We start from the raw sequence: 20,929 nt of genomic DNA on the forward strand, positions 1-20,929 counted from the left end.
CCCTGATCCAGCGCCCTTGCCGCATGACGGACGTCTCACCGATACCCGACGTCCTCGTGGTCGGGTCCGGTCCGGCCGGCGCCATGGTGGCGCGCGATCTGGCCCGCGCCGGAGCGCGCGTGCGCATTCTGGAACGCGGTTCGGGCCCGCCGCCCGGCAACCAACTGCTGGGACTGCTGCGTCGCAAGGAGGCGATGCACATCGCGCCCGGCGTGGTGCTGCTGCGCAGCCTGCGGGTGGGCGGCGGCTCGGTCACCTTCTATCACACCGCCACGCCCCCGCCGCTGGCGCTGTTCGCCCGTCACGGCCTCGACCTCCGAGCGGCGCTGCAACGGGTGCAGTGCGAATTGCCGCACGCGCCCTTGCGCGACGATCTGCTCGCGCCGATTCCCTCGCTGCTGATGCAGTCCGGGCAGTCTCTCGGTCTGCCCTGGCAGCCGCTGCCGAAAATGATCGACCAGTCGCGCTGCACGCAGGCAGGCTGTCCGCCCGAGGCCTTCTGGTCGGCGCACGCGCTGCTGGAGCAGGCGGTGGCGCATGGCGCCGAGCTGTGTTGCGGCGTCCAGGTCTCGCGGGTGTTGTTCGAACGCGGCCTGGCCGTCGGGGTGGAGGCGCGCCAGAACGGTGAGGCACAGATCTTCCGCGCCGGGCGGGTCATCCTGAGTGCAGGCGGCATCGCCAGCCCCGCCATCCTGCAGCAAAGCGGCGTGGAACAGGCGGGCAACGGATTTTTCTGCGACCCCTTGCGCATCGTCATGGCCCATGTGCCCGTCGCCCGGCAGGCGCAGGACATTTCCATGTCCGCCGGTTACTACGACTTCGAAGCGGGTTTGATGCTGTCGGACATCACCGTTCCGGCGCATTTTTTCCGCGCCTTCACCTGGGCCGCGGGTCGGCCCGACCAGTTGCTCGGCTACGGCCACACCGCGATGATCATGGTCAAAATCCGCGACGACATCGAAGGACGCATCGACGCCCACGGACGCCCCTGGCGGCGCTTCGGCCCGGGCGACCGGCTGAAAATGCGCACGGGCGTCGAACAGGCCCGCGCGGTGTTGAAGGCCGCCGGTGCGGGCAAGCCTTACGCCTCGCCCTGGATCGCCGCGCATCCGGGCGGTTCGGTGCGTCTGGGCGAACTGCTCGACGAGCGCCTGAGCTGCCACAGCCCGAACCTGCATGTGTGCGACGCCTCGGTCATTCCAGAGCCCTGGGGCCTGCCGCCCACCCTCACCCTGCTGGCACTGGGCAGCGAGCTCGCCTGGCGTCTATCGCAGCCCGGGGGATAGCGCCTCACGCCACGTCGCCTCGTCGAAACCCACCAACAACTGCCCGCCCGCCTCGACCACGGGCCGCTTGATAGCGCTGGGATGCTGCGCCAGGACAACCACCGCACTGGGCGCGTCGATCACGCTGGCCTGCGTGGCCGCATCGAGCTTGCGCCAGGTGGTGCCGCGCTTGTTCAGCAGCGCTTCCCAGCCGACCGCCTCGGCCCAGGCCGAAATCTGGGCGGCGCTGGGCGGGGTTTTCTTGAAATCGACGAATGAGTAGTCCAGGCCCTGCGACTGCAGCCACTGCCGCGCGCGCTTGACGCTGTCGCACTGGCTCAAACCGTAAACCGTCAGGGTTGGCATCGCACTCATGCCGACACCTTGTCGCGACGGAAAATCCACTGATCGGGCTTGGACGCCTCGGGGACGAAGCGGTAGCCCTCGGTGTCGAATGCTTTGAGCGCCTCCACTTCCGTCAGGCGATGCAGGATGGCGTAGCGAGCCATCAGCCCGCGCGCCCGCTTGGCGTAAAAGCTCACGATTTTGTAGCCGGTCTGCGGCGTGCCGTCCTGAAACACCGGCTGCACCACACGCGCCTGAAGCGCCTTGCGATCGACGCTGCGGAAGTATTCGTCGGAGGCCAGATTGACCAGCACCGGCTCGCCCTCGCCCGCCGCGAGGTCGGCACCCAGACTTTCTGCGATCTGCGTGCCCCAGTAGGCGTACAAATCCTTGCCCTTGGCATTGGGCCAGGGCGTGCCCATTTCCAGCCGGTAGGGGCGCATCAGATCGAGCGGGCGCAACACCCCATACAGACCGCTGAGAATGCGCAGATGCTGCTGCGCCCATTGCAGATCGGCTTCGCTCAGGCTGCCTGCGTCCAGCCCTTCGTAGACATCGCCGTTGAACGCCAGCACCGCCTGTTTGCTGTCTTCGGAAGTGAACCGGGGTTGCCATTCGGCAAAGCGGGCCGCATTGAGCGCGGCGAGCTTGTCGGAAATACCCATCAGCGCGCCGAGTTGTTGCGGGCTCTGCCGGCGCAGACCGTCCACCAGCACCTTGGCCTGTTGGGTGAACTGCGGCTGGGTGGCAAGCGAGGTAGTGGGCGGGGTGGTGTAGTCGAGCGATTTGGCGGGGGACAGGACCATCAACAACATATCGGTTCTCACAAAGTCTGGGAGCAGTGCCAGTGTATCGACCCCACCCCGCTTGCATGCAGATTCAGGTGGTCATGGCTTGTGCCGTCTGCAGCAGCGGCGTGCGGATGAGATAGTCGAAGGCGCTGAGCGCCGCTTTCGCTCCATCGCCCGCGGCGATCACGATCTGCTTGTAAGGCACGGTGGTGGCGTCGCCCGCGGCCATCACGCCCGGCACCGAGGTCTGACCCTTGGCATCGACCACGATTTCGCCGAACTTGCTCAGTTCCACCGCATTCTTGAGCCACTCGGTATTGGGCACGAGGCCGATTTGCACGAATACGCCTTCGAGTGCCAGATGGTGGCTTTCGCCCGAAACGCGGTCGGTGTAGTTCAGGCCATTCACCTTGCTGCCGTCGCCCGTGATATCGGTGGTTTGCGCGCCGGTGTGGATGGTGACATTGGACAGGCTGCGCAGCTTGCTCACCAGCACGGCGTCGGCGCGCAGTTCGGGGGCGAATTCCAGCAGGGTGACGTGCGCGGCCAGACCCGCCAGATCGATGGCGGCCTCCACGCCCGAGTTGCCCCCGCCGATCACGCTCACGCGCTTGCCCTTGAACAGCGGGCCGTCGCAATGCGGACAGTAGGCCACGCCCTTGTTGCGGTACTGCGCCTCACCCGGCACGTTGACGTTGCGCCAGCGCGCGCCGGTGGCAAGAATGACACTGCGCGCCTGCAACCGTCCGCCACTGGCGAACTCGACCGTGATCATGCCGCCAGCCTGCGTGGCCGCAATGAGCTTCTCGGCCCGTTGGCGATCGAGGATCTCCACCCCATACTGGCGCACGTGGGATTCCAGCGCAGCGGCGAACTTCGGGCCGTCGGTCTCCAGCACCGAAATGTAGTTCTCGATGGCCAGCGTGTCGTTGACCTGCCCGCCGAAACGCTCGGCCGCCAGGCCCACGCGCAACCCCTTGCGCGCGGCGTACACCGCAGCGGCCGCGCCAGCCGGGCCACCGCCGACGATCAATACGTCGTAAGGCGCCTTGGCATCGAGCCTGACGGCATCGCGCTGCGCAGAGCCGCCGTCGAGCCTGGCCACGATCTCCGCCGCATCCATGCGGCCGCTGGCGAACAACTCGCCGTTCAGATACACCGTGGGCACGGCCATGATCTGCCGCGCCTCGACCTCGCCTTGATACAGCGCCCCGTCGATGATGACGGTCTGCACCCGGGGGTTGAGCACGGCCATGAGCGAAAGCGCCTGCACCACGTCCGGGCAGTTATGGCAGCTCAGCGACATATACACCTCGAAGCGATAGTCGCCGTCGAGCTGGCGGATGGCCTCGAGGGTCTCGGGCTCGACCTTGGGCCGATGCCCGCCCGTCCACAACAGCGCCAGCACCAGCGAGGTGAATTCGTGGCCCAACGGAATTGCGGCAAACCGCAAATGCAGCGGTGCGCCCGATATGCGCTCCAGGGCGAAAGAGGGCCGGCGCGCATCGGCGCCATCGAGCCGCACCGAAATCTTGTCGGAAAGACCCGCGATCTGCTCCAGCAGGGCACGCATCTGCGCGGCGTTCTCGCTGTCGTCGAGCGAGGCCACGAGCGCAAACGGCTGGGTCACGCGCTCAAGATAGGCCTTGAGTTGGGAAAGCAGAGTGTCGTCGAGCATGGCGCTCCTTCAGGGTATGGCAGTCTGGGCCGGGCGCAACCCGGCGGGGCAGTCTGGGCCGGGCGCAACCCGGCCCTTGGGCCGCTCAGATCTTGCCGACCAGATCGAGCGAAGGCTTGAGCGTGGCCGCGCCTTCCTTCCACTTGGCCGGGCAGACTTCACCCGGATGCGCCGCCACATACTGCGCGGCCTGCACCTTGCGCAGCAGCTCCTTGGCGTCGCGGCCGATGCCGTTGTCGTGGATTTCGCACAGCTTGATCACGCCCTGCGGATCGATCACGAAAGTGCCGCGCAGCGCCACACCCTCTTCTTCGATCATCACGTCGAAATTGCGGGTCAAGGCGCCGGTCGGGTCGCCGATCATGGGGTACTTCACCTTTTTGATCGCGTCCGAGGTGTCATGCCAGGCCTTGTGGGCGAAATGGGTGTCGGTGGACACGCTGTAAATTTCCACCCCCAAGGACTTGAAGGTCTCGTAGTTGTCGGCCAGGTCTTCGAGCTCGGTCGGGCAGACGAAGGTGAAGTCGGCGGGGTAGAACACCACGACCGACCATTTGCCCTTCAGGTCGGCTTCGGTCACGTCGAAAAACTTGCCGTTCTGGAAGGCGGTGGCCTTGAAGGGTTTGACTTCGGTATTGATCAGAGACATGTGAAACTCCTTGAGGTTGCTGTTGACGTTCGGTTTTTTGCCGTCTTGCTTTGAGTGCCCGCAGGTCCGGGCTTCACCCAGCCCGCCCCCGCGGGGGCCAAGGAAACTTGGGACGGCCGGTTTCCTTGCGAGAAGGTTTTACCTTCATGGATGCTGCAGTGCACACTGTAGGGACTGCGCGTGAAAGCGTCCAATGAGCGCTTTCAATATGCACCATAGACCAGCGCTATATCCTTTGCGAAAAGTCTATTTCTACGCCAGAAACACCTCTGTCTATGCCACGACGCCACGACTCAAGCTGCCCCGGCGCTTCCATTGCCTTCATCGGCCTGGGCGCCATGGGCGCGCCCATGCTCAGCCATCTGCTGCAACTGGGCTGCAGGGCCGCCACCTACGCCCGCAGCGACCGCAGCCGTGCAGTCGCCGCCGAACTCGGCGTGCCGGACTGCCCCACCCCGGCCGAGGCTGCGCAGGGCGCCGAATTCATTTTCACCAACGTCACCTCGACCGAGGACGTGCGCACGGTGCTGTGCGGCCCGGAGGGTGCGATGCATGGCGCGCGGCCCGGAGCGGTGTGCATCGACCACAGCACCATCTCAGCGGAAGGCGCCCGTGAAATCGCGCAAACGCTTCAAGCCGTGGGCCTGCACTTTCTCGATGCCCCCGTATCGGGCGGCGTGCGCGGCGCGCGCGAGGCCAGCCTGAGCATCATGGTCGGCGGCGATGCGGCGGTCTTCGAGCGTGCCCTGCCCCTGCTGCGCGCCCTGGGACAAAACCTGCGGCACGTCGGCCCCAGCGGCAGCGGCCAGGTGGCCAAGGCCTGCAATCAGCTCATTCAGGTCGTCACCATCGAAGCCATCGCCGAGGCTTTGCTCTATGCCGCGCAGCAAGGGGTGGACGCTCACGCGGTGCTCGGCGCGATTTCCACCGGTTTTGCCGGCAGCCGCATGCTCGACCTGATGGGACCGAAGATGGCCGACCGCGATTTCGCCGCCGGCATTGAGGCCCGGCTGCACGCCAAGGATTTCGGCCTGATCGCCGCGTCGGCCCAGGCCGCAGGGCTGCATCTGCCCGCACTGGAGCAGGTGCAACGTCAGCTCCAGGCGCTGATGCAGTCGGGCTGGGGACGGGACGACACCTCCAGCCTGCTGCGCGTACTGGAATCGCAACAGCGCGGGTTCAATCGACCGGAGTGAGCGCTTGCCTGGCGTTCGCGCTTTGGCTCACGCGCCCGCGCTCGGGCAGGCCCATCAAATCCCACAGACGCGCGTGCAACGCAGACCCCGGCTGCACCAGCGCGTCCAGGGCCGAAAAATGATGCGCTCCGGGCACGACCCAAGTCTTTCCCGATACGGGCCAATGGCGGTGCATCAACCGGGCCTGCGCATGAAACGCCTCGGATTCATCCGCACCGACGGCCAGAACCAGCGGCGCCGGCCCGGCGGGGGGCAGCCACGCCGGAGACAGCGCCCGCGCCGAATGCTGCGTGAGCTTCAGATCGCGCTGCAAAAACGCCGTCTTGCGCACCGCCTCCAGGTCGTACACCCCCGACAGCGCCAGCGCACCGGATGGAATCTGCGACGGCAGATCGTCGCCGTACCAGTCGAAGCGGCAGGCCAGCATCATCGCCGCCAGATGCGCTCCCGCCGAATGCCCCGCCAGCACGATGCGCGAGCGATCCACGCCAAAGTCCTGCGCCCGCCGCCACACCCACGCCAGCGCCTGCACCACGTCGCCCACGATCTGCTGCAGCGTCGCTCCGGGAGCAAGGGCGTAATTCACCACCACCACATGCACCCCGCGCGCCACGAACGGCGGCGCGATGAAACTGTGATCGGCCTTGTCCAACGAACGCCACCAGCCACCGTGGATGAACACCAGGCAAGGCGCCAGCCCTGTAGCCGCCGGAGCGAACCAGTCCAGCGTCTGCGTGATGGCATCGCCATACTGCAGATCGAGCAGACAGGGCCAGTTCAGCCGCGCCTCCTGCGAATCGCGCTTCCAGCGCGCGAGATAGTCAGCCCAGTCGGGCACCAGTTCGCGATTGTCGAATTGGCGGTCGAGCACCGCAGCGTCGTAACGCATCATCCCACCCCATCGGGCCTGAATACGGATTTGTCACGCACCGATGGTAGGGCGGGAGGTCGCACCTCACCATCGAAGATACCGTTCGTTACCATTGCCGCTCGAACCGAGCCGGCGCTGCCCATCGGCCGCGTCGGTTATGATTGCGGCTTTCGGGCCGATAGCTCAGCTGGGAGAGCGCTGCGTTCGCAATGCAGAGGTCGGGAGTTCGATCCTCCTTCGGTCCACCAACACACAAAATCCCAACCCTCATCGGTTGGGATTTTTTTTGCCCGTTCCCCCAGTGTTGGCGCGGTTTCCGGGCCTGGCCTCGCGAGCGCCGCCCCTGCGAAGGCGGCGCTTTCGGCCCCGCCGACGCCTCTCTGTTCTCCGTTTTCTCTGGTGGGCACGCGAGCGTTCTCGAGGCCATTTCCTTTGCTGGCGCGGGTTTAGAGGCGGTCGGTTGTGGTTGGCAACTCCTGTAGCGGTGGCGACCGAGTGCCGAGCGGCCGCAAAAAAAACCGCCCGCAGGCGGTTGCTGGCGCTGGGTGCGACGCGCTCACCCGGGTGGCGCGAGCACGCGCATCTGGTCGCCCCAGCCGTTGGGCCAGGGGCGGCGCATCACTTTCTCCAGCACGGCATCGGGCGAGCCCACCAGCCGTTCCACGACCTCCGGGGCCAGGAGCGTCAGCCGCATGACCCGGCGCACCTGCGTCACGTCCATGCCTTCGGCCTTGGCGATCTCGGCCACCGATGCCGCCCGCTGCTCATCCAGCAGGCGTTGCCAGTGGTGCGCCAGTCCAAGCGCCCGCATCAACGCGGTGTCCTGCGCGGCCGACCGGGCTTCCCGCTCCCGGGTGGCCTCGGACAGAAATTCCTGCGGCGCGTCCAAGGGCGTGATGACCTGCTTCTTCAGCCCCCGCTTCACCAGCGTCCAGGGCACGAAGGTTTCCAGTTGCACGCCGCCTGCCGGGTTCGGCAGTTGATAGGTGACCGGATCACCCTTGAACCGGCCCCGGTGCTTCTTGCTCATGCGTCCTCCTCAAAGCGCTTCACGATCTGGCGTTGCGCCACCCAATCCACCGGCAGCGGGTTGCGCTGGAACCAGATCAGGTTCATCCGGCGAGGCTGCCGCCCGGCCATCAGCAGTTCGAGGATGTCAGGCGCGAGTAGGGTCAGGCGCATCAGCTCGTTGGGCACCGAGGGGTGCAGTCCTTCGGCCCGGGCAATGTCTGATCCACTCTTCATCACACCGGTGTCCACGAGGTGCTGCCAGTAGAAACCGCGTGCCACCCCCTCCAGCAGCGTCACATCGTGAACATGGCGGTCGTCGGCGGCCACCCGCCGCGCGCCCCGGCGGCGGAATGTCAGGGGCACAAAGGTTTCCAGTGTGTCGTCCATCAGGCTTCGACCTCCACCAGTTCCGCGCCGATGCCCCTTGGGGCGAACTCGCCGATCAGGGCGTCCCAGCCAAGTTCCCGCCACTTCACCTTGATGCCCTGCACCTCGCCGACGTGGACGAGGTCGATGCGCTCGATCATCAGGTTGGCGATGCGGTGGCGCTCGACCGGGAACAACTGATCCCACACATTGTTGAGCCGTCCCATCGCCATCACCGTGGTGGCCTCGTCGATCTGAGCGCCGTTGCGCTGGATGTGGCGCACCACCGATGCGATGGATTCCGGGCTGGTCAGCACCGTGCGGATCTGGGCTACCACCGCCGCCTCAATCTCCGGCGCTGGTAGGCGCTCATAACTCTTGCCCGGTGCCCCGAATCGGCTTTCCGACTTGGACACGTAGTAGTGGTACTTGCGCCCGTTCTTGCGCGAGTAGGTCGGGTACATCCGTTCGCCCGAGGGGGCGTACAGCAGGCCGCGCAGCAAGGCGTCGGTGCGCGACCGGATCTTGGTTTCCACCGACCGGGCGTGCCCATCCCTGGCCAGCACCGCGTGGACCTTGTCCCAAAGCTCCTGGTCGATGATCGGCGGGTGAGCGCCGGGGTACCAGCTCCCCTTGTGCGACAACTCCCCCAGGTAGATGCGGTTGCGCAGCAGCTTGTGCAGGTACTTCTTGTCGATGCGCGTGCCGCTGCGGGTCTGGCCCTCCAGCGTCGTCCAGGCCTTGGTCGTGATGCCGTCGGCGGTGAGGTTGACGGCGATCTGGGTGGGCGAGCCGATGGTCAGCATCTCCTCGAAGATACGGCGCACCACCGCCGCCTCGGTTTCGTTGATGACCAAGAGGCGGTTGTCGACGTCGTAACCCAGGGGTGGGACGCCGCCCATCCACATCCCCTTGCGCTTGGCGGCGGCGATCTTGTCGCGGATGCGCTCGCCGGTGACCTCACGCTCAAACTGGGCGAAGGACAGCAGGACGTTGAGCATCAGCCGACCCATCGAGGTGGTGGTGTTGAACTGCTGGGTGACCGACACGAAGGACACCCCGTGGCGTTCGAACACTTCAACCATCTTGGAGAAGTCGGCCAAGCTGCGCGTCAGGCGGTCGATCTTGTAGACCACCACGATGTCGATCTGGCCGCGCTCGATGTCCGCCATCAGGCGTTTCAGTCCCGGCCGATCCGTGTTGCCGCCGGAGAAGCCAGGGTCGTCATAGTCGTCGGCCACCGGAATCCAACCCTCGGATCGCTGGCTGGCCACAAAAGCGTGGCCCGCCTCCTTCTGCGCGTCGATGGAGTTGAACTCCTGGTCAAGCCGTTCATCCGAGGACACCCGGCAGTAGACGGCGCAGCGCTTGCGGGCCTTGGGGCTGGCGATCTCGTTCATCGCGCACCTCACTTGATCAGGCCAAAGAACAGCGGCCCCGACCAGTGGGCGCCGGTGATGTGGCGGGCCACTGCCGTCAGGCTCTTGAAGTTGCGCCCCTGGTACTCAAACAGCCCCTCGGCGGTGACTGTCACCCGGTGTTCGCGCTCGCCCCATTCGCGCAGCAGGATCGTGCCCGGCGCGAAATCGAACTCGCGCGGCTTGGCCCGCAGCTTGATCTTGGAGTGTTTTGCGCCGATGGCTTCCAGGCGCTGCTTGGTCTCGGGCGCAAGGCCACCGAAGGCTTCCTCCTGCAGCTTGTAGGCGAGACGGGACTCGACGTGCGTGCGGTTCGGGTAGTCCGGGCGGCGCGGGAAATACCGATCCCACACCGTCCAGAGCTCGGACATCGGCAGGCAGGCCAGCTCCGCGATCCGTGCCGCGACGGATGCTTGTTTCTCGTTCATCACAACTTCTCCTGTTGATAGGGGGTTGTATGAACGCGCTGGTCGGGCAGGAAGCCAAGGCCAACTTCTCTCTGTTTCGGCTCATCCGCAGCAAGGGTGCGGACGATGGCAGCCGCAAGGATGGCGGCGATTTCGCCAGCACGGGCGCTGGCGCTCATCTCTGGGGGAGATGCGAGTTCGAGGTTCTTCATGACGGCTCCGAGGAATTGCAACCGTCAGGGATAGTGAGCCTGATCTTCCGAAGCGGATGGCAACGCAGGGTAATCGTGCCCGCCAGCCATGAATCCATTGCGCGTTAACGAAACAGTTGACAGAGTGCCTCTTGGCCTCTACCATCCGTCGTTAACTAATCACGCAATCAGGTCACAACCATGCCCTTTGGAGCATTCATCCGCAAGAAGCGCGAAGAGAAAGGCATTCAGATGAATGACTTTGCGCGCCAGCTGGAGATATCACCCGCCTACTGGTCGCGCATCGAGCGCGACATGGAAAAACCGCCCAAGGACGAGCTGATCCGTAAGGCGGCCGAGATCCTTGGCATCAGCGCCGACGACGCTTTCGTCGAGGCCAGTCGCCTGCCGCCCGACATCCGCGATGATGTTGGCAACCTGGTTCGGATGTACCGCCGGAACGTGACGGAGAAGAAGTGAATGGCGGTACTGACTCTCGACTACCGGTGCTGCGACCGGAAGCGCCCCCTGTACATCAAGCACATTGAGGTCGAACGCATCGCCGCGACCGCGCGCCAGCAACTGGTCGCGGACAGCATCGATGCCGTTTCTTTCGACGCGCTGCGGCAGATCTCAGGCCTGAAGATCAACGGCATCGACTTCGCGCTGGAGGTCAGCACCGACTACGCCGTGCATGACGAGCAAGGCAACCACGTATTCGGCGTCTGTGAATTCGACCCCGCTATGCCCGACGCCGCGATGGTGTCCATCTCGCCCGTGGGAGAGAGTCTCAGCGAACTGCTGGCCCTCAGCACCTTGGCCCACGAGCTGGGCCACGCCGTGTTCGACGCCCCCGGCTGGGTTGTTCAGGGCAGTAAGGGCCCCGGATTGTTCGATGACATCGAACCGACGATGCAACGCGCCTACCGCACCACGACGCCGGACAGCGACCATCTGTCCAAGTCACTATCTGCGAAGCCAACGACGGAAGAACACTTCGCCGAACTGCGCGCCAACGAGTTCATGGGCTCCTTGCTGGTGCCTCGCCAACGCATCATTGCCGCCGTCGAAGAGCTTGCGCCCCAGCACGACATCACCATCCATCGCCATCCTTCAACCGATCCCGACCACCCCGGCACGGCCATGCGCATCAAGGCGAACGGCGACCTGGGAGTCTTGGAGATGGATCGCTTCGAGAAAGCCTTGGCGACGCGCTTCGGTGTCAATCCACGGTTCATCCAAGTACGTCTAAACCGATATGGCCTGACCACTCAGGAGGCCACGATGCGCTGACCAGGATCTACCGCCTGTGGAGCCGACCTCGCGTCGGCGTTTTTTGAATCATCCGATTAACCGTTCGCGCAATCGCGCACTTTGTCAAAGGAACTTGCCTATGCCAGCTGACCAAGCCTCAACAACAAAGAAAAGCACCAAGTTGGCGACGAGCCAGCCTGCAGCAAAACGTGCGCGTGAGCATCGATCCGATGAGGGCGCAAACATCCTGCCGAACGCAGAGAACTTCGTCAGCCTCGTGCGCAAGGTCGCGCGCCCCGGGCTGCTGGTGGATCTGCTCGAACGCGCCAGCGCGACGGCACTGCCGGAGTTGAAGGCATTGGCAGAAGCGGCCAAGGGCAAGTTGCCAGTCGAGTCGCGTCAGGCACTCTTTCATGCTGTTGGCAAATTGCCGGCGGCCGCCCAGTACAGCATCGAGTGTGCCGCCGAGCGAGTGATGCTCCTTGACGATGACTACGGGGCACAGGCCGTCTTGTCCCTGCTCAACGAGGATCGTGCGGACGATGCCGCCGTGCTGGCTGCGCCCAGCGACCGCTACAGCCGCGCCCTGTATCTGCACCTCTTGCAGGACTTTCCAGCGCAAGGCGCCCGCCGCGACGAACGCTTCGATCAGGCTGAGCATCTGCAAGTGATGCATCGCCAGTGGAAAAGCGACCACTACTCCAGCCACTACCTGGGCCCCAAGGGCGTCGTGCCGAAGACTGGGGTCGACGTTCAAGAGGTGTTGCGCACACGCATTGCCGAACTGTTCCCGAAGGTGCCGAAGGATCAAATCCTGATCGAGCAATTCACGCGCCGCGATCTGTCATGCGAACAGGGTGATGACGATGATTGCGAAGCCGGTCAGTCGGCGCTGTTGCACACGCTGACGGCGACCTTCAATGGCAAGACGGCCACGTTCCAGCAAGTGGCGAACGGGCATGTCGTCGACCACGAGGAACCCGCCGCGATGTCGGCACGCTTCTCGTGGGAGCCGGAGACTGGCTCGCTCAGCGTGTTCTGCGAAGAACGGGAGGCGCGCCGCGAGCTGGCCACCGCCTTCCGCGACGTCGCGTTGGCGCACAACGGCCAGATCGAGGACATGCCCATGCGGCAGTTCGACCTGCTCGGCTTTGCGACCTCCAGGATGCTCGACCGCCTCAAACGTGACCGGGTCGCAGGCATCGACGATATCTCGATCTTGCAGATCACGGTGGCCAAGCCGTTCGAGCAGACCTCAGAGTACGGCGGACGTGATGTGGTGCGGCAACTCTCCAGCAAGATGCAAATCACCCGCGACCGGCGCGATGGCCGCAACATCTATCAGGTTGCTTATGAGGACTATTGCGCCGAAGACCTGAGTCAGTACGCGCTCGTGCAGGTGAAGTTGGTCATGAGGATGTCCAAGACGCCACACCGCAAGGCGCACAACGTCGCGGTCCAGATCACCGCGCCGAACGGGCTGAACGACAAGAGCAGGACGGACGACGACCGCAAGCGCGTGCAGGAACAGCTCATCAAGATCGGCGTGCTGAGCCAATTCTGAGGAGGACGCCGATGACGTCGCCGCATCTGAGCTTCTTCCTCGCGCTGGACAACCTCCCACGACTCGACGAATCAGTGCTGGCCGACAGGCTCGGGCGCGACCACCAGCAGTTTCTTCAGCGGCGCTGGATCGTGCCCGCAGGCCATCTCACCCACGTGATGGTGCCGTTTCTCGATTCCGAACAGGAGGTCGAAGTCGATGTCGACGAGGGCGCCGGTCGCTACAGCTACTGCAGTCCGCTGAACGGAAGAACCGTCGTCCAACCGCTGGCGGGGATTGCCCTCTATTCCATCCAGGTGGATTCCTGGCTCGCAGATCTGGCAGCGCTGATCGGCATTGAGGAGCGGCGACGCTCTAGCCAGATCTGCCGGACACCGAACCACCTGTGGCACCTCGGTGAGCAGCGAATCGCTGGCACGCACGATTTCGCACCGGTGTTCGTTGCCCGAGCATGGTCACGCGCGCCGCAGGACAAGATCACCGCAGTCCTTGCCGACGCCGTGTGGCCGCGTGGTGGCGTTGTTCTGTGCTCAAGGCGAACCAATGCCTCGCTGCCACGTGACCACACGCTGCGCGGCCTCGATGAGTTCGTCCGCGTGACCGATGGCGCAGATGCGTTCGATACCGATGCCTTTGATCGTGTCCTGCGCGGCTACGCAACCAACGTGGGTGAGCCGGAGCCGATGCAGTTCTTCAATGGCAAGCGGCTCAAGCTCCCGCACATGGCGTCGTCCATCGAACTCACTGAAGCGCGCGCCAAGATCATCAAGCTGATGTGGGGGAGCGAAGGAAGTGCCCCGCCCGTGATGTCGTGGAAAGAGGTGAATGGTGCTGTCACCGTCAACACCGGCTTCCAGTCCTTCGACGATGCCTTCGGAGACAAGGTTGCACGTGAGGAAGTGATTGAGTGGGTTTCGCATGGGAAATACCGGGTGAGGCGCAACACATAAACGCACCCATAAATCGAACCAGACACGGCCCATAAACCCGTGCGGAGACTGCGATGTGCCCATTTCATACAGGAGGCACATCGAAATGCAAACCCACTTCACTAACGCAACATCTGGCCTGATCCCTGCCAAAACCGGTGCGCCACAGCGCATCGCCCTTGACGAAAACGAGCTGGCCATCCGCTGGGGGCTTTCCGTCAAGACCCTGCGCCGCTGGCGGCAGGAACAACTCGGCCCGGTCTTCTGCAAGCTCGGTGCCCGCGTCACCTACCTGATCTCCGAGGTCGAAGCCTTCGAGCGTCGCGTTTCGCGGCACTCGACCTTCACTCGTGCATACCAGTGAGGAGAGCGGCCATGAGCGATCTGACCATTTTTCCCGCCGACCTCGCTGCCATGAGCACCGCCCAGTTGGTGGCGCTGCCGATCACCGATTTCGTCGCTGCCGAGCGCAATGTCGACGAGGCCACTGCTTACCTCAAGCAGCTGCGTGCCAAGCTGGATGCCGCCAAGCTCCAGCGCTACGGCGAGCAGGCACGTAGCGCGCTGCGGGATTCCGGCCGCGACTTCGGAACCGCCCACGTCAGCGACGGTGCGCTGCACGTGAAGTACGAGCTCCCCAAAAAGGTGACCTGGAGCCAGACCATCCTCAAGGAGATGGCCGAGCGTATTGCCGCCTCGGGCGACAAGGTCGAGGACTACATCGACATCAAGTTGTCGGTGTCCGAGTCCCGCTACACCAACTGGCCCACGGCGCTGCAGGAGCAATTTGCGGCTGCGCGCACAGTCGAGGAAGGCAAGCCGAGCATCACCCTGACGCTCGATGGGGGTGCCGCATGAAGAAGCTCCCCATCGTGTCCGCCATCGAGCGCATGGCTGAACGCAAGGGCGTGAAGCTGCTGATGCTGGGCAAGTCCGGCATCGGCAAGACCACGCGGCTCAAAGACCTCGACCCGGCCACCACGCTGTTTCTCGACATCGAGGCAGGTGACCTGGCCGTGGCCGACTGGCCGGGCGACACCATCCGCCCGGCGTCCTGGCCCGAGAGCCGCGACTTCTTCGTGTTCCTCGCGGGCCCGGACAAGTCGCTGCCGCCTGAGAGCGCCTTCTCGCAGGCGCACTACGACCACGTCGTCGAGAAGTTTGGCGACCCGGCGCAACTCAACCGCTACCAGACCTTCTTCCTCGACTCGATCACCCAGCTGTCCCGCCAGTGCTTCGCGTGGTGCAAGACGCAGCCGGGTGCCGTCAGCGACCGCTCCGGCAAGCCCGACCTGCGCGCGGCCTATGGCCTGCTCGGGCAGGAAATGATCAGCGCGCTGACCCATCTGCAGCACGCACGCGGCAAGAACGTGGTGTTCGTGGCGATCCTCGACGAGCGCCTGGACGACTACAACCGCAAGGTGTTCGTACCGCAGATCGAAGGCAGCAAGACCAGCCTCGAACTGCCCGGCATCGTCGATGAGGTGGTGACGCTGGCCGAGATCAAGGCCGAGGACGGTAGCGCCTACCGCGCCTTCGTCACGCACACCGTCAATCCCTACGGCTTCCCGGCCAAAGACCGCAGCGGTCGTCTCGACCTGCTGGAGCCGCCGCATCTCGGAGCGCTGATCGCCAAGTGCGCAGGCGCTTCCGCCGTGCCTGTCAGCGCCGCCACCCCCGCACACATCGAATCTCAGGAGTAATCGCAATGACCGCATGGAATGACTTCAACGACGCCGACGCCCAGCAATCCGGCTTCGATCTGATCCCCAAGGGCACCGTTGTCCCGGTGCGCATGACCATCAAGCCCGGTGGCTACGACGACCCGTCGCAAGGCTGGGGCGGTGGCTACGCCACCGAGTCTTTCGAGACCGGCTCCGTCTATCTCGCCGCCGAATTCGTGGTCACCGCTGGTGACCACGCCAAGCGCAAGATGTGGAGCAACATCGGCCTGCACTCCAAGAAGGGGCCAACCTGGGGCCAGATGGGGCGCAGCTTCATCCGCGCCGCGCTCAACAGCGCCCGCAACGTCCACCCGCAGGACAACAGCCCACAGGCTTCTTCTGCGCGCCGCATCCAGGGCTTCCATGAACTGGATGGCCTGGAGTTCCTCGCCCGCGTCGACATCGAGAAGGACGCCAAGGGCCAGGACCGCAACGTGGTCAAAGTGGCGGTCGAACCCGATCACCCCGACTACGCCAAGTTGATGGGTGTGCCGACCAAGGCTTCGGGCGGCGGATCTTCCGGGGCTCCGGCGCAGGCAGCACCCGCGTACCAAGCACCGGCTCCGCAACGCGCACCCGTGACGGGCAAACCGTCGTGGGCGCAGTGAGGGAGGTGGCCATGAACGCATCCATCCTCACTGCCAGCCACTACGGCGTCGTGCATTTCGGCGATCTCGACTGCGAGGCGGTTGTGCTCACCACCGGCGAGCGCGGCTACGTCCGCAAGGAACTGGCCAAGCTCCTCGGTTTTCACGAATCGCACAAGGGTGGCCGTTTCGCCCGTTTTCTGGCTGACATTGCACCTAACTCATTGTCTCTATTGGAGAAATCATCCGGGCCGATTTTGCTGCCATCGGGACGCCAGACCCAGTTCTTCCCTGCAGGCATCATCGCGGACGTGGCCACCTCCGTGGTGGACGCAGCCATTGCAGGCACGCTGCACCGCGCACGCCAAGGCATCGTCGGTAACTGCCTGACGATCATGCGCGCTCTTGCCACCACCGGCGAGGTTGCGCTGATCGACGAGGCCACTGGCTACCAGCACCACCGCGCACCGGATGCGCTGCAGGAGCTGATCTCCAAGTTGCTGCGCCAGTCGTGCGCATCGTGGGAGCGCCGCTTCCACCCGGACTACTACCGCGCCATCTATCGGTTGTTCGGCTGGAAGTACCAGGGCCACGACCAGAACCCTCCGCACGTCGTCGGCCAGATCACGCTGCGCTGGGTCTATGGGCCGGTGCTCCCGGAGGACTTGCTGGGCGAGATTCGCAATCGCAAGGGCATCTCGCAGAAGCACCACCAGTGGCTGTCCGATCAGGGGCTCGCGCATCTGGAGTCGCAGATTCACGCGGTCACGGCGATTGCGCGCAGCTCGATGAGCTATCCCGACTTCAAGCGCCGCTGCGAGGCCGCCTTTGCTGGCGCTGCCCTGCAGTTGGGCCTGCTGCTCGATGAACTCGAGGAGGGGGCGTGAAATGCTGGGTCTGCAAACGACAGGCCCGGGGCTACGGCCACACCGACAACCGCCACGGTGTGGGCGATCCCCGGCGCTATCCCATCGACTGGGTGTTCTGCTCGCGTCGCTGCCAGGACGCATTTCACGCGCTGTACGGCAACTGGCAGCGGGCCAAGGAAGGTCGCATCGACAAGACGGAGGTCGCCATGATTGATCCGTCTGACGTCGAACTGGCCGCAATGCGCCAGTGCCTCAAGGCCTTCGGCGAGGCAGCGGGCGAGATCGGCTTCACAAAGCCGCTGGGTGATTACTCCGAGGCCGAGGCCCTGCGGGTGATCGACGCCATCGTCACTTGCTGGTCGGACGCAATGGTCGCGCACCACGAGTCCAGCAAGTTTCCGCCCGTGCGGGGCTTGTCGCCCACGCCCGATCCGCTGGCACCCGAAGCCGCCAATCCGTTCGCGGATCTGGAGGACGACCTGCCCTGGGAAGAACCGAAGGGGAAAAAGCCATGATGGACTTCAATTCCTCATCGAGCATCGCGGGCCAGGTCACCGCCCTGGTCGACGCCGGGTTGCAGCAGGCCCGCGCCCGCCAGTCTGAGCGCCGGTACCTCGGGGCCTCGCGCCTCGGGGTGGCCTGCGAGCGTGCGCTGCAGTTCGAGTACGCCAAGGCTCCCATCGACCACGGGCGGGACACCCCGGGCCGGATGCTGCGTATCTTCGAGCGTGGCCATGTCATGGAGGACTGCATGGTCACGTGGCTGCGGGACGCAGGTTTTGACTTGCGCACCCGAAAGGCCGATGGCGAGCAGTTCGGCTTCTCGGTGGCTGATGGTCGCCTGCAGGGACACGTCGACGGCGTCTTCGTCGGGGGCCCAGAGGGCTTCGCCTATCCCGCGTTGTGGGAGTGCAAGTGCCTGGGCAACAAGTCCTGGAGCGACCTGGAAAAAAAGGGCTTGGCCATCTCCAAGCCCATCTACGCCGCGCAAGTGGCGATTTACCAAGCCTATCTCGAACTGCACGAGCACCCGGCGATCTTCACGGCGCTCAACGCCGACACGATGGAGATCTACACCGAGCTCGTGCCCTTTGACGCGGCGCTGGCCCAACGCATGTCGGATCGGGCAGTGAAGGTCATCACGGCGACCGAGGCTGGCGAGCTTCTGCCACGCGCCTTCCACGATCCGACCCACTTCGAATGCCGGATGTGCGCGTGGCAAGACCGCTGCTGGAGGACAACATGAGCAACGACACGCAATTCATCGGTGGCGTCGAACCGATGATCGACGCCAAGCAGGCCGCTGCCGCACTGCGACTGCCGTACTACTGGTTTGCTGATCCGCAGATGCGCAGCAAGTACAAGATTCCCCACTACCTGATGGGCGGTCTGGTGCGCTATCGACCATCAGAACTGTCCGCGTGGGCCGCGCGCAGCACCGCCGCGCAGGGGCGCAACGGGGACGCCGATGTTGAGGAGGCCGAATGACCCTCGACTTCAACGACATCGCGCCACTGCCCGACCCCACCCGCCGCACCCTCGGCGATGCCGAACGCGAAGAACTGCGTGCCGAACTGCTCGCGCGTCTTGAATCAGTTCTGATCACCTTGTTCCCGGCGGGCAAGAAGCGCCGTGGCAAGTTCCTGATCGGAGACGTGCTGGGTAGTCCCGGCGACAGCCTCGAGGTGGTGCTCGATGGCGAGAAGGCTGGACTGTGGACAGATCGCGCCACCGGCGACGGTGGCGACATCTATGCACTGATTGCCGCGCACCTCGGTATCGACGTGCTCAACGACTTCCCGCGCGTGCTCGACGCCGCCGCCGATCTGATCGGACGCTCGCGTTCCGCACCAGTACGCAAGGCCAACAAGAAGGACGTGCCGGTCGACGAACTCGGCCCCGCCACCGCGAAGTGGGACTATCTCGACGCCCAAGGCCATCTCATCGCCGTCGTCTACCGCTACGACCCGCCCGGACAGAAGAAGCAGTTCCGGCCCTGGGATGCGAAGCGGCGCAAGATGGCACCGCCCGACCCGCGTCCGCTCTACAACCAGCCAGGGATGACCAGTACCGCGCAGGTGGTGCTGGTCGAAGGCGAGAAGTGCGCGCAGGCCCTGATCGACGCGGGCATCGTGGCCACCACGGCGATGCACGGCGCGAACGCTCCGGTTGAAAAGACCGACTGGTCGCCATTGGCCGGAAAGGCCGTGCTGATCTGGCCCGACCGCGACAAGCCGGGCTGGGAGTACGCCACGCAGGCGGCACAGGCCATCTTGTCGGCGGGGGCCAAATCCTGCCACGTTCTCTATCCGCCCGAAGAGGCTGCAGAGGGCTGGGACGTGGCCGATGCCATCGCCGAGGGCTTTGATGTCGCCACATTCCTCACCCACGGGCCGCGCCTGCAGATGCACGACGTGGCCGATGACGTTGATCCAGTCGTTAGCAGCGACGAATCCGTCTGGGGTACGGAGGACGCGCTGGCGCTGTCCTTCACGCGCCGCTACCACCGCGACTGGCGCTACGTGGCTGGCTGGGGCAAGTGGCTGGTCTGGGACGGGCAACGCTGGCGCACCGAGGACACGCTGGCGGCCACGGACTTGATCCGCAGCGTCTGCCGCCAGACGGCTGTGCGCGCCGACAACCCCAAGGTCGCCGCCAAATTGGCCAGCGCAGGAACGGTCGGCGGTGTGGAACGTCTGGCGCGTGCTGACCGCCGGCACGCGGCCACCACCGACGAATGGGATGCAGATCCGTGGCTGCTCAACACACCGGGCGGTGTGGTCGATCTCAAGACAGGCCGGATGCGCCCGCACGAGCGCGCCGATCGGATGACCAAGATCACCACAGCCACGCCCAGCGGCGACTGCCCGACCTGGAGGCAGTTCATCGACGAGGTCACGGGCGGCGACCAGGAACTGCAGTCCTATCTGCAACGGATGGTCGGCTACGCGCTGACCGGGTCGACGCAAGAGCACGCGCTGTTTTTCCTGTACGGCACAGGCGCGAACGGCAAGTCGGTGTTCGTCAACACGCTGGCCACCATCCTGGGTGATTACGCGACCAACGCGCCGATGGACACGTTCATGGAAACGCGCACCGACCGGCACCCGACCGATATGGCGGGACTGCGTGGCGCGCGCTTCGTGGCGGCCATCGAAACTGAACAGGGCAAACGCTGGGCCGAGTCCAAGCTCAAGAACCTCACCGGTGGGGACAAGATCTCGGCGCGCTTCATGCGCCAGGACTTCTTCGAGTTCTTCCCGCAGTTCAAGTTGTTCGTGGCGGGCAACCACAAGCCTGCCATTCGCAATATCGACGAGGCGATGAAACGCAGGCTGCACCTGATCCCTTTCACGATCACCGTGCCGCCCGAGCGCCGCGACAAGAACCTGCAACAGAAGCTCTTGGCCGAACGTGACGGCATCCTCGGGTGGGCCGTGCAGGGCTGTCTCGACTGGCAGCGCCACGGACGACTCTCTCCACCGCAGCGCGTGGTGGACGCCACCGAGGAGTATTTCGAAGCCGAGGACGCCCTGGGTCGCTGGCTCGATGAGCGCTGCGTGCGCGAGCCCAACGCCAAGTCATTGACCGCCGAGTTGTTCAACGACTGGAAGCAGTGGGCTGAAGCTTCTGGCGAGTTTGTCGGCGCACAACGCCGCTTCTCCGATCTGCTCATCACACGCGGGTTGGACAAATGGCGCAACGGGATGGGCGTGCGCGGGTTTCAGGGCATTGGCCTCAAGCACCCGCCGACCCCTGCCTACACCCCCTACGCGGACGACTGACCCCTGTGAAAACCAAGCAGTCTGACGCA

General features: G+C 64.8%; 25 protein-coding genes and 1 tRNA gene. 16 read left to right on the forward strand and 10 right to left on the reverse strand.

All coding sequences use genetic code 11. The features are described 5' to 3' along the window. The first annotated feature begins 23 nt into the window (after positions 1-23). Positions 24-1,286: a GMC family oxidoreductase N-terminal domain-containing protein gene (locus tag RBR52_RS09695; RefSeq protein WP_320377010.1), complete on the forward strand. Its 1,263-nt coding sequence runs from the start codon at positions 24-26 to the stop codon at positions 1,284-1,286. Here the strand turns inward: RBR52_RS09695 and RBR52_RS09700 are convergent. From RBR52_RS09700 to ahpC, 4 genes are all read right to left on the reverse strand, one after another. Continuing rightward, positions 1,266-1,640, reverse strand: coding sequence for an arsenate reductase (locus tag RBR52_RS09700; RefSeq protein ID WP_320377011.1), 375 nt, complete (start codon positions 1,638-1,640; stop codon positions 1,266-1,268). The two genes, RBR52_RS09695 and RBR52_RS09700, sit on opposite strands and share 21 nt — an antisense overlap. Next, a complete protein-coding gene (gene yaaA, locus RBR52_RS09705; RefSeq protein WP_320377012.1) occupies positions 1,637-2,425 on the reverse strand; it encodes a peroxide stress protein YaaA in 789 nt (262 codons plus the stop codon). The genes RBR52_RS09700 and yaaA overlap by 4 nt, the downstream gene beginning before the upstream one ends. 64 nt (positions 2,426-2,489) lie before the next feature. After that, positions 2,490-4,079 (reverse strand): alkyl hydroperoxide reductase subunit F, encoded by a 1,590-nt coding sequence (ahpF, locus tag RBR52_RS09710; RefSeq protein WP_320377013.1) that lies wholly within the window; start codon positions 4,077-4,079, stop codon positions 2,490-2,492. 85 nt (positions 4,080-4,164) lie between these two features. After that, positions 4,165-4,728, reverse strand: a complete 564-nt coding sequence (gene ahpC / locus RBR52_RS09715; RefSeq protein WP_320377014.1) for an alkyl hydroperoxide reductase subunit C — start codon at positions 4,726-4,728, stop codon at positions 4,165-4,167. 275 nt (positions 4,729-5,003) lie between these two features. Here ahpC and RBR52_RS09720 point away from each other — a divergent pair, with 275 nt between their 5' ends. Continuing rightward, positions 5,004-5,924, forward strand: a complete 921-nt coding sequence (locus RBR52_RS09720; RefSeq protein WP_320377015.1) for an NAD(P)-dependent oxidoreductase — start codon at positions 5,004-5,006, stop codon at positions 5,922-5,924. Here RBR52_RS09720 and RBR52_RS09725 read toward each other — a convergent pair. Beyond that, complete coding sequence (locus RBR52_RS09725; RefSeq protein WP_320377016.1) at positions 5,908-6,816, reverse strand: alpha/beta hydrolase; 909 nt, start codon at positions 6,814-6,816, stop codon at positions 5,908-5,910. The genes RBR52_RS09720 and RBR52_RS09725 overlap by 17 nt on opposite strands. Positions 6,817-6,967: 151 nt before the next feature. Here RBR52_RS09725 and RBR52_RS09730 point away from each other — a divergent pair. Further along, positions 6,968-7,043, forward strand: a tRNA-Ala gene (locus RBR52_RS09730). A 308-nt stretch (positions 7,044-7,351) separates the two neighbouring features. Here the strand turns inward: RBR52_RS09730 and RBR52_RS09735 are convergent. Genes RBR52_RS09735 through RBR52_RS09755 form a run of 5 tightly spaced genes read right to left on the reverse strand, consistent with a single transcriptional unit; the run spans position 7,352 to position 10,209 of the window. Further along, positions 7,352-7,825, reverse strand: coding sequence for a LacI family transcriptional regulator (locus RBR52_RS09735; RefSeq protein WP_319053195.1), 474 nt, complete (start codon positions 7,823-7,825; stop codon positions 7,352-7,354). Next, entirely contained in the window at positions 7,822-8,193 is a 372-nt protein-coding gene (locus tag RBR52_RS09740) for a site-specific recombinase resolvase (protein WP_320377017.1), read from the reverse strand. Before RBR52_RS09740 ends, RBR52_RS09735 begins: the two co-directional genes overlap by 4 nt. Then, complete coding sequence (locus tag RBR52_RS09745) at positions 8,193-9,572, reverse strand: recombinase family protein (protein WP_320377018.1); 1,380 nt, start codon at positions 9,570-9,572, stop codon at positions 8,193-8,195. The genes RBR52_RS09740 and RBR52_RS09745 overlap by 1 nt, the downstream gene beginning before the upstream one ends. An 8-nt stretch (positions 9,573-9,580) precedes the next feature. Then, positions 9,581-10,018, reverse strand: coding sequence for a DUF2924 domain-containing protein (locus RBR52_RS09750; RefSeq protein WP_320377019.1), 438 nt, complete (start codon positions 10,016-10,018; stop codon positions 9,581-9,583). After that, positions 10,018-10,209 (reverse strand): hypothetical protein, encoded by a 192-nt coding sequence (locus tag RBR52_RS09755; RefSeq protein WP_146463126.1) that lies wholly within the window; start codon positions 10,207-10,209, stop codon positions 10,018-10,020. The genes RBR52_RS09750 and RBR52_RS09755 overlap by 1 nt, the downstream gene beginning before the upstream one ends. Before the next feature lie 180 nt (positions 10,210-10,389). On the opposite strand from RBR52_RS09755, the gene RBR52_RS09760 reads away from it, so the two are divergent. The 13 genes from RBR52_RS09760 to RBR52_RS09820 all read left to right on the forward strand — a co-directional run bounded on the left by RBR52_RS09760 (position 10,390) and on the right by RBR52_RS09820 (position 20,900). Then, positions 10,390-10,668, forward strand: a complete 279-nt coding sequence (locus tag RBR52_RS09760; RefSeq protein WP_039731095.1) for a helix-turn-helix domain-containing protein — start codon at positions 10,390-10,392, stop codon at positions 10,666-10,668. After that, positions 10,669-11,481 carry a hypothetical protein gene (locus RBR52_RS09765; RefSeq protein ID WP_320377020.1) on the forward strand — a complete coding sequence of 271 codons (813 nt, stop codon included), beginning with the start codon at positions 10,669-10,671 and terminating at the stop codon, positions 11,479-11,481. A 100-nt stretch (positions 11,482-11,581) separates the two neighbouring features. Further along, entirely contained in the window at positions 11,582-13,006 is a 1,425-nt protein-coding gene (locus RBR52_RS09770) for a hypothetical protein (RefSeq protein WP_320377021.1), read from the forward strand. Between the two features lie 11 nt (positions 13,007-13,017). Then, complete coding sequence (locus RBR52_RS09775) at positions 13,018-13,956, forward strand: hypothetical protein (protein WP_320377022.1); 939 nt, start codon at positions 13,018-13,020, stop codon at positions 13,954-13,956. 85 nt (positions 13,957-14,041) lie between these two features. Next, positions 14,042-14,299: a helix-turn-helix transcriptional regulator gene (locus RBR52_RS09780; RefSeq protein ID WP_054286341.1), complete on the forward strand. Its 258-nt coding sequence runs from the start codon at positions 14,042-14,044 to the stop codon at positions 14,297-14,299. 11 nt (positions 14,300-14,310) lie between these two features. Beyond that, positions 14,311-14,793 carry a hypothetical protein gene (locus RBR52_RS09785; protein WP_009238680.1) on the forward strand — a complete coding sequence of 161 codons (483 nt, stop codon included), beginning with the start codon at positions 14,311-14,313 and terminating at the stop codon, positions 14,791-14,793. Next, positions 14,790-15,638, forward strand: coding sequence for an ATP-binding protein (locus tag RBR52_RS09790; protein ID WP_320377023.1), 849 nt, complete (start codon positions 14,790-14,792; stop codon positions 15,636-15,638). The genes RBR52_RS09785 and RBR52_RS09790 overlap by 4 nt, the downstream gene beginning before the upstream one ends. A 5-nt stretch (positions 15,639-15,643) precedes the next feature. Beyond that, positions 15,644-16,267, forward strand: a complete 624-nt coding sequence (locus RBR52_RS09795; protein ID WP_320377024.1) for a hypothetical protein — start codon at positions 15,644-15,646, stop codon at positions 16,265-16,267. A gap of 11 nt (positions 16,268-16,278) precedes the next feature. Then, positions 16,279-17,133 (forward strand): P63C domain-containing protein, encoded by an 855-nt coding sequence (locus RBR52_RS09800; protein WP_009238683.1) that lies wholly within the window; start codon positions 16,279-16,281, stop codon positions 17,131-17,133. After that, positions 17,130-17,630: a DUF6511 domain-containing protein gene (locus RBR52_RS09805; protein WP_320377025.1), complete on the forward strand. Its 501-nt coding sequence runs from the start codon at positions 17,130-17,132 to the stop codon at positions 17,628-17,630. The genes RBR52_RS09800 and RBR52_RS09805 overlap by 4 nt, the downstream gene beginning before the upstream one ends. Beyond that, positions 17,627-18,361, forward strand: a complete 735-nt coding sequence (locus RBR52_RS09810) for a hypothetical protein (protein ID WP_320377026.1) — start codon at positions 17,627-17,629, stop codon at positions 18,359-18,361. The genes RBR52_RS09805 and RBR52_RS09810 overlap by 4 nt, the downstream gene beginning before the upstream one ends. Beyond that, on the forward strand, positions 18,358-18,603 hold the full coding sequence (locus tag RBR52_RS09815; RefSeq protein WP_009238686.1) for a hypothetical protein: 246 nt from the start codon (positions 18,358-18,360) through the stop codon (positions 18,601-18,603). The genes RBR52_RS09810 and RBR52_RS09815 overlap by 4 nt, the downstream gene beginning before the upstream one ends. Next, entirely contained in the window at positions 18,600-20,900 is a 2,301-nt protein-coding gene (locus RBR52_RS09820; RefSeq protein ID WP_320377027.1) for a phage/plasmid primase, P4 family, read from the forward strand. The genes RBR52_RS09815 and RBR52_RS09820 overlap by 4 nt, the downstream gene beginning before the upstream one ends. Positions 20,901-20,929 lie beyond the last annotated feature (29 nt).

The organism is Thiomonas sp., assembly GCF_034007205.1.
Lineage (GTDB): Bacteria > Pseudomonadota > Gammaproteobacteria > Burkholderiales > Burkholderiaceae_C > Thiomonas.

Excerpts from the sequence above, each read along its gene's own strand:
- RBR52_RS09695 (WP_320377010.1), top strand. The coding sequence starts at position 24 with ATGACGGACGTCTCACCGATACCCGACGTCCTCGTGGTCGGGTCCGGT.
- RBR52_RS09700 (WP_320377011.1), bottom strand. The coding sequence starts at position 1,640 with ATGAGTGCGATGCCAACCCTGACGGTTTACGGTTTGAGCCAGTGCGAC.
- yaaA (WP_320377012.1), bottom strand. The coding sequence starts at position 2,425 with ATGTTGTTGATGGTCCTGTCCCCCGCCAAATCGCTCGACTACACCACC.
- ahpF (WP_320377013.1), bottom strand. The coding sequence starts at position 4,079 with ATGCTCGACGACACTCTGCTTTCCCAACTCAAGGCCTATCTTGAGCGC.
- ahpC (WP_320377014.1), bottom strand. The coding sequence starts at position 4,728 with ATGTCTCTGATCAATACCGAAGTCAAACCCTTCAAGGCCACCGCCTTC.
- RBR52_RS09720 (WP_320377015.1), top strand. The coding sequence starts at position 5,004 with ATGCCACGACGCCACGACTCAAGCTGCCCCGGCGCTTCCATTGCCTTC.
- RBR52_RS09725 (WP_320377016.1), bottom strand. The coding sequence starts at position 6,816 with ATGATGCGTTACGACGCTGCGGTGCTCGACCGCCAATTCGACAATCGC.
- RBR52_RS09735 (WP_319053195.1), bottom strand. The coding sequence starts at position 7,825 with ATGAGCAAGAAGCACCGGGGCCGGTTCAAGGGTGATCCGGTCACCTAT.
- RBR52_RS09740 (WP_320377017.1), bottom strand. The coding sequence starts at position 8,193 with ATGGACGACACACTGGAAACCTTTGTGCCCCTGACATTCCGCCGCCGG.
- RBR52_RS09745 (WP_320377018.1), bottom strand. The coding sequence starts at position 9,572 with ATGAACGAGATCGCCAGCCCCAAGGCCCGCAAGCGCTGCGCCGTCTAC.
- RBR52_RS09750 (WP_320377019.1), bottom strand. The coding sequence starts at position 10,018 with ATGAACGAGAAACAAGCATCCGTCGCGGCACGGATCGCGGAGCTGGCC.
- RBR52_RS09755 (WP_146463126.1), bottom strand. The coding sequence starts at position 10,209 with ATGAAGAACCTCGAACTCGCATCTCCCCCAGAGATGAGCGCCAGCGCC.
- RBR52_RS09760 (WP_039731095.1), top strand. The coding sequence starts at position 10,390 with ATGCCCTTTGGAGCATTCATCCGCAAGAAGCGCGAAGAGAAAGGCATT.
- RBR52_RS09765 (WP_320377020.1), top strand. The coding sequence starts at position 10,669 with ATGGCGGTACTGACTCTCGACTACCGGTGCTGCGACCGGAAGCGCCCC.
- RBR52_RS09770 (WP_320377021.1), top strand. The coding sequence starts at position 11,582 with ATGCCAGCTGACCAAGCCTCAACAACAAAGAAAAGCACCAAGTTGGCG.
- RBR52_RS09775 (WP_320377022.1), top strand. The coding sequence starts at position 13,018 with ATGACGTCGCCGCATCTGAGCTTCTTCCTCGCGCTGGACAACCTCCCA.
- RBR52_RS09780 (WP_054286341.1), top strand. The coding sequence starts at position 14,042 with ATGCAAACCCACTTCACTAACGCAACATCTGGCCTGATCCCTGCCAAA.
- RBR52_RS09785 (WP_009238680.1), top strand. The coding sequence starts at position 14,311 with ATGAGCGATCTGACCATTTTTCCCGCCGACCTCGCTGCCATGAGCACC.
- RBR52_RS09790 (WP_320377023.1), top strand. The coding sequence starts at position 14,790 with ATGAAGAAGCTCCCCATCGTGTCCGCCATCGAGCGCATGGCTGAACGC.
- RBR52_RS09795 (WP_320377024.1), top strand. The coding sequence starts at position 15,644 with ATGACCGCATGGAATGACTTCAACGACGCCGACGCCCAGCAATCCGGC.
- RBR52_RS09800 (WP_009238683.1), top strand. The coding sequence starts at position 16,279 with ATGAACGCATCCATCCTCACTGCCAGCCACTACGGCGTCGTGCATTTC.
- RBR52_RS09810 (WP_320377026.1), top strand. The coding sequence starts at position 17,627 with ATGATGGACTTCAATTCCTCATCGAGCATCGCGGGCCAGGTCACCGCC.
- RBR52_RS09815 (WP_009238686.1), top strand. The coding sequence starts at position 18,358 with ATGAGCAACGACACGCAATTCATCGGTGGCGTCGAACCGATGATCGAC.
- RBR52_RS09820 (WP_320377027.1), top strand. The coding sequence starts at position 18,600 with ATGACCCTCGACTTCAACGACATCGCGCCACTGCCCGACCCCACCCGC.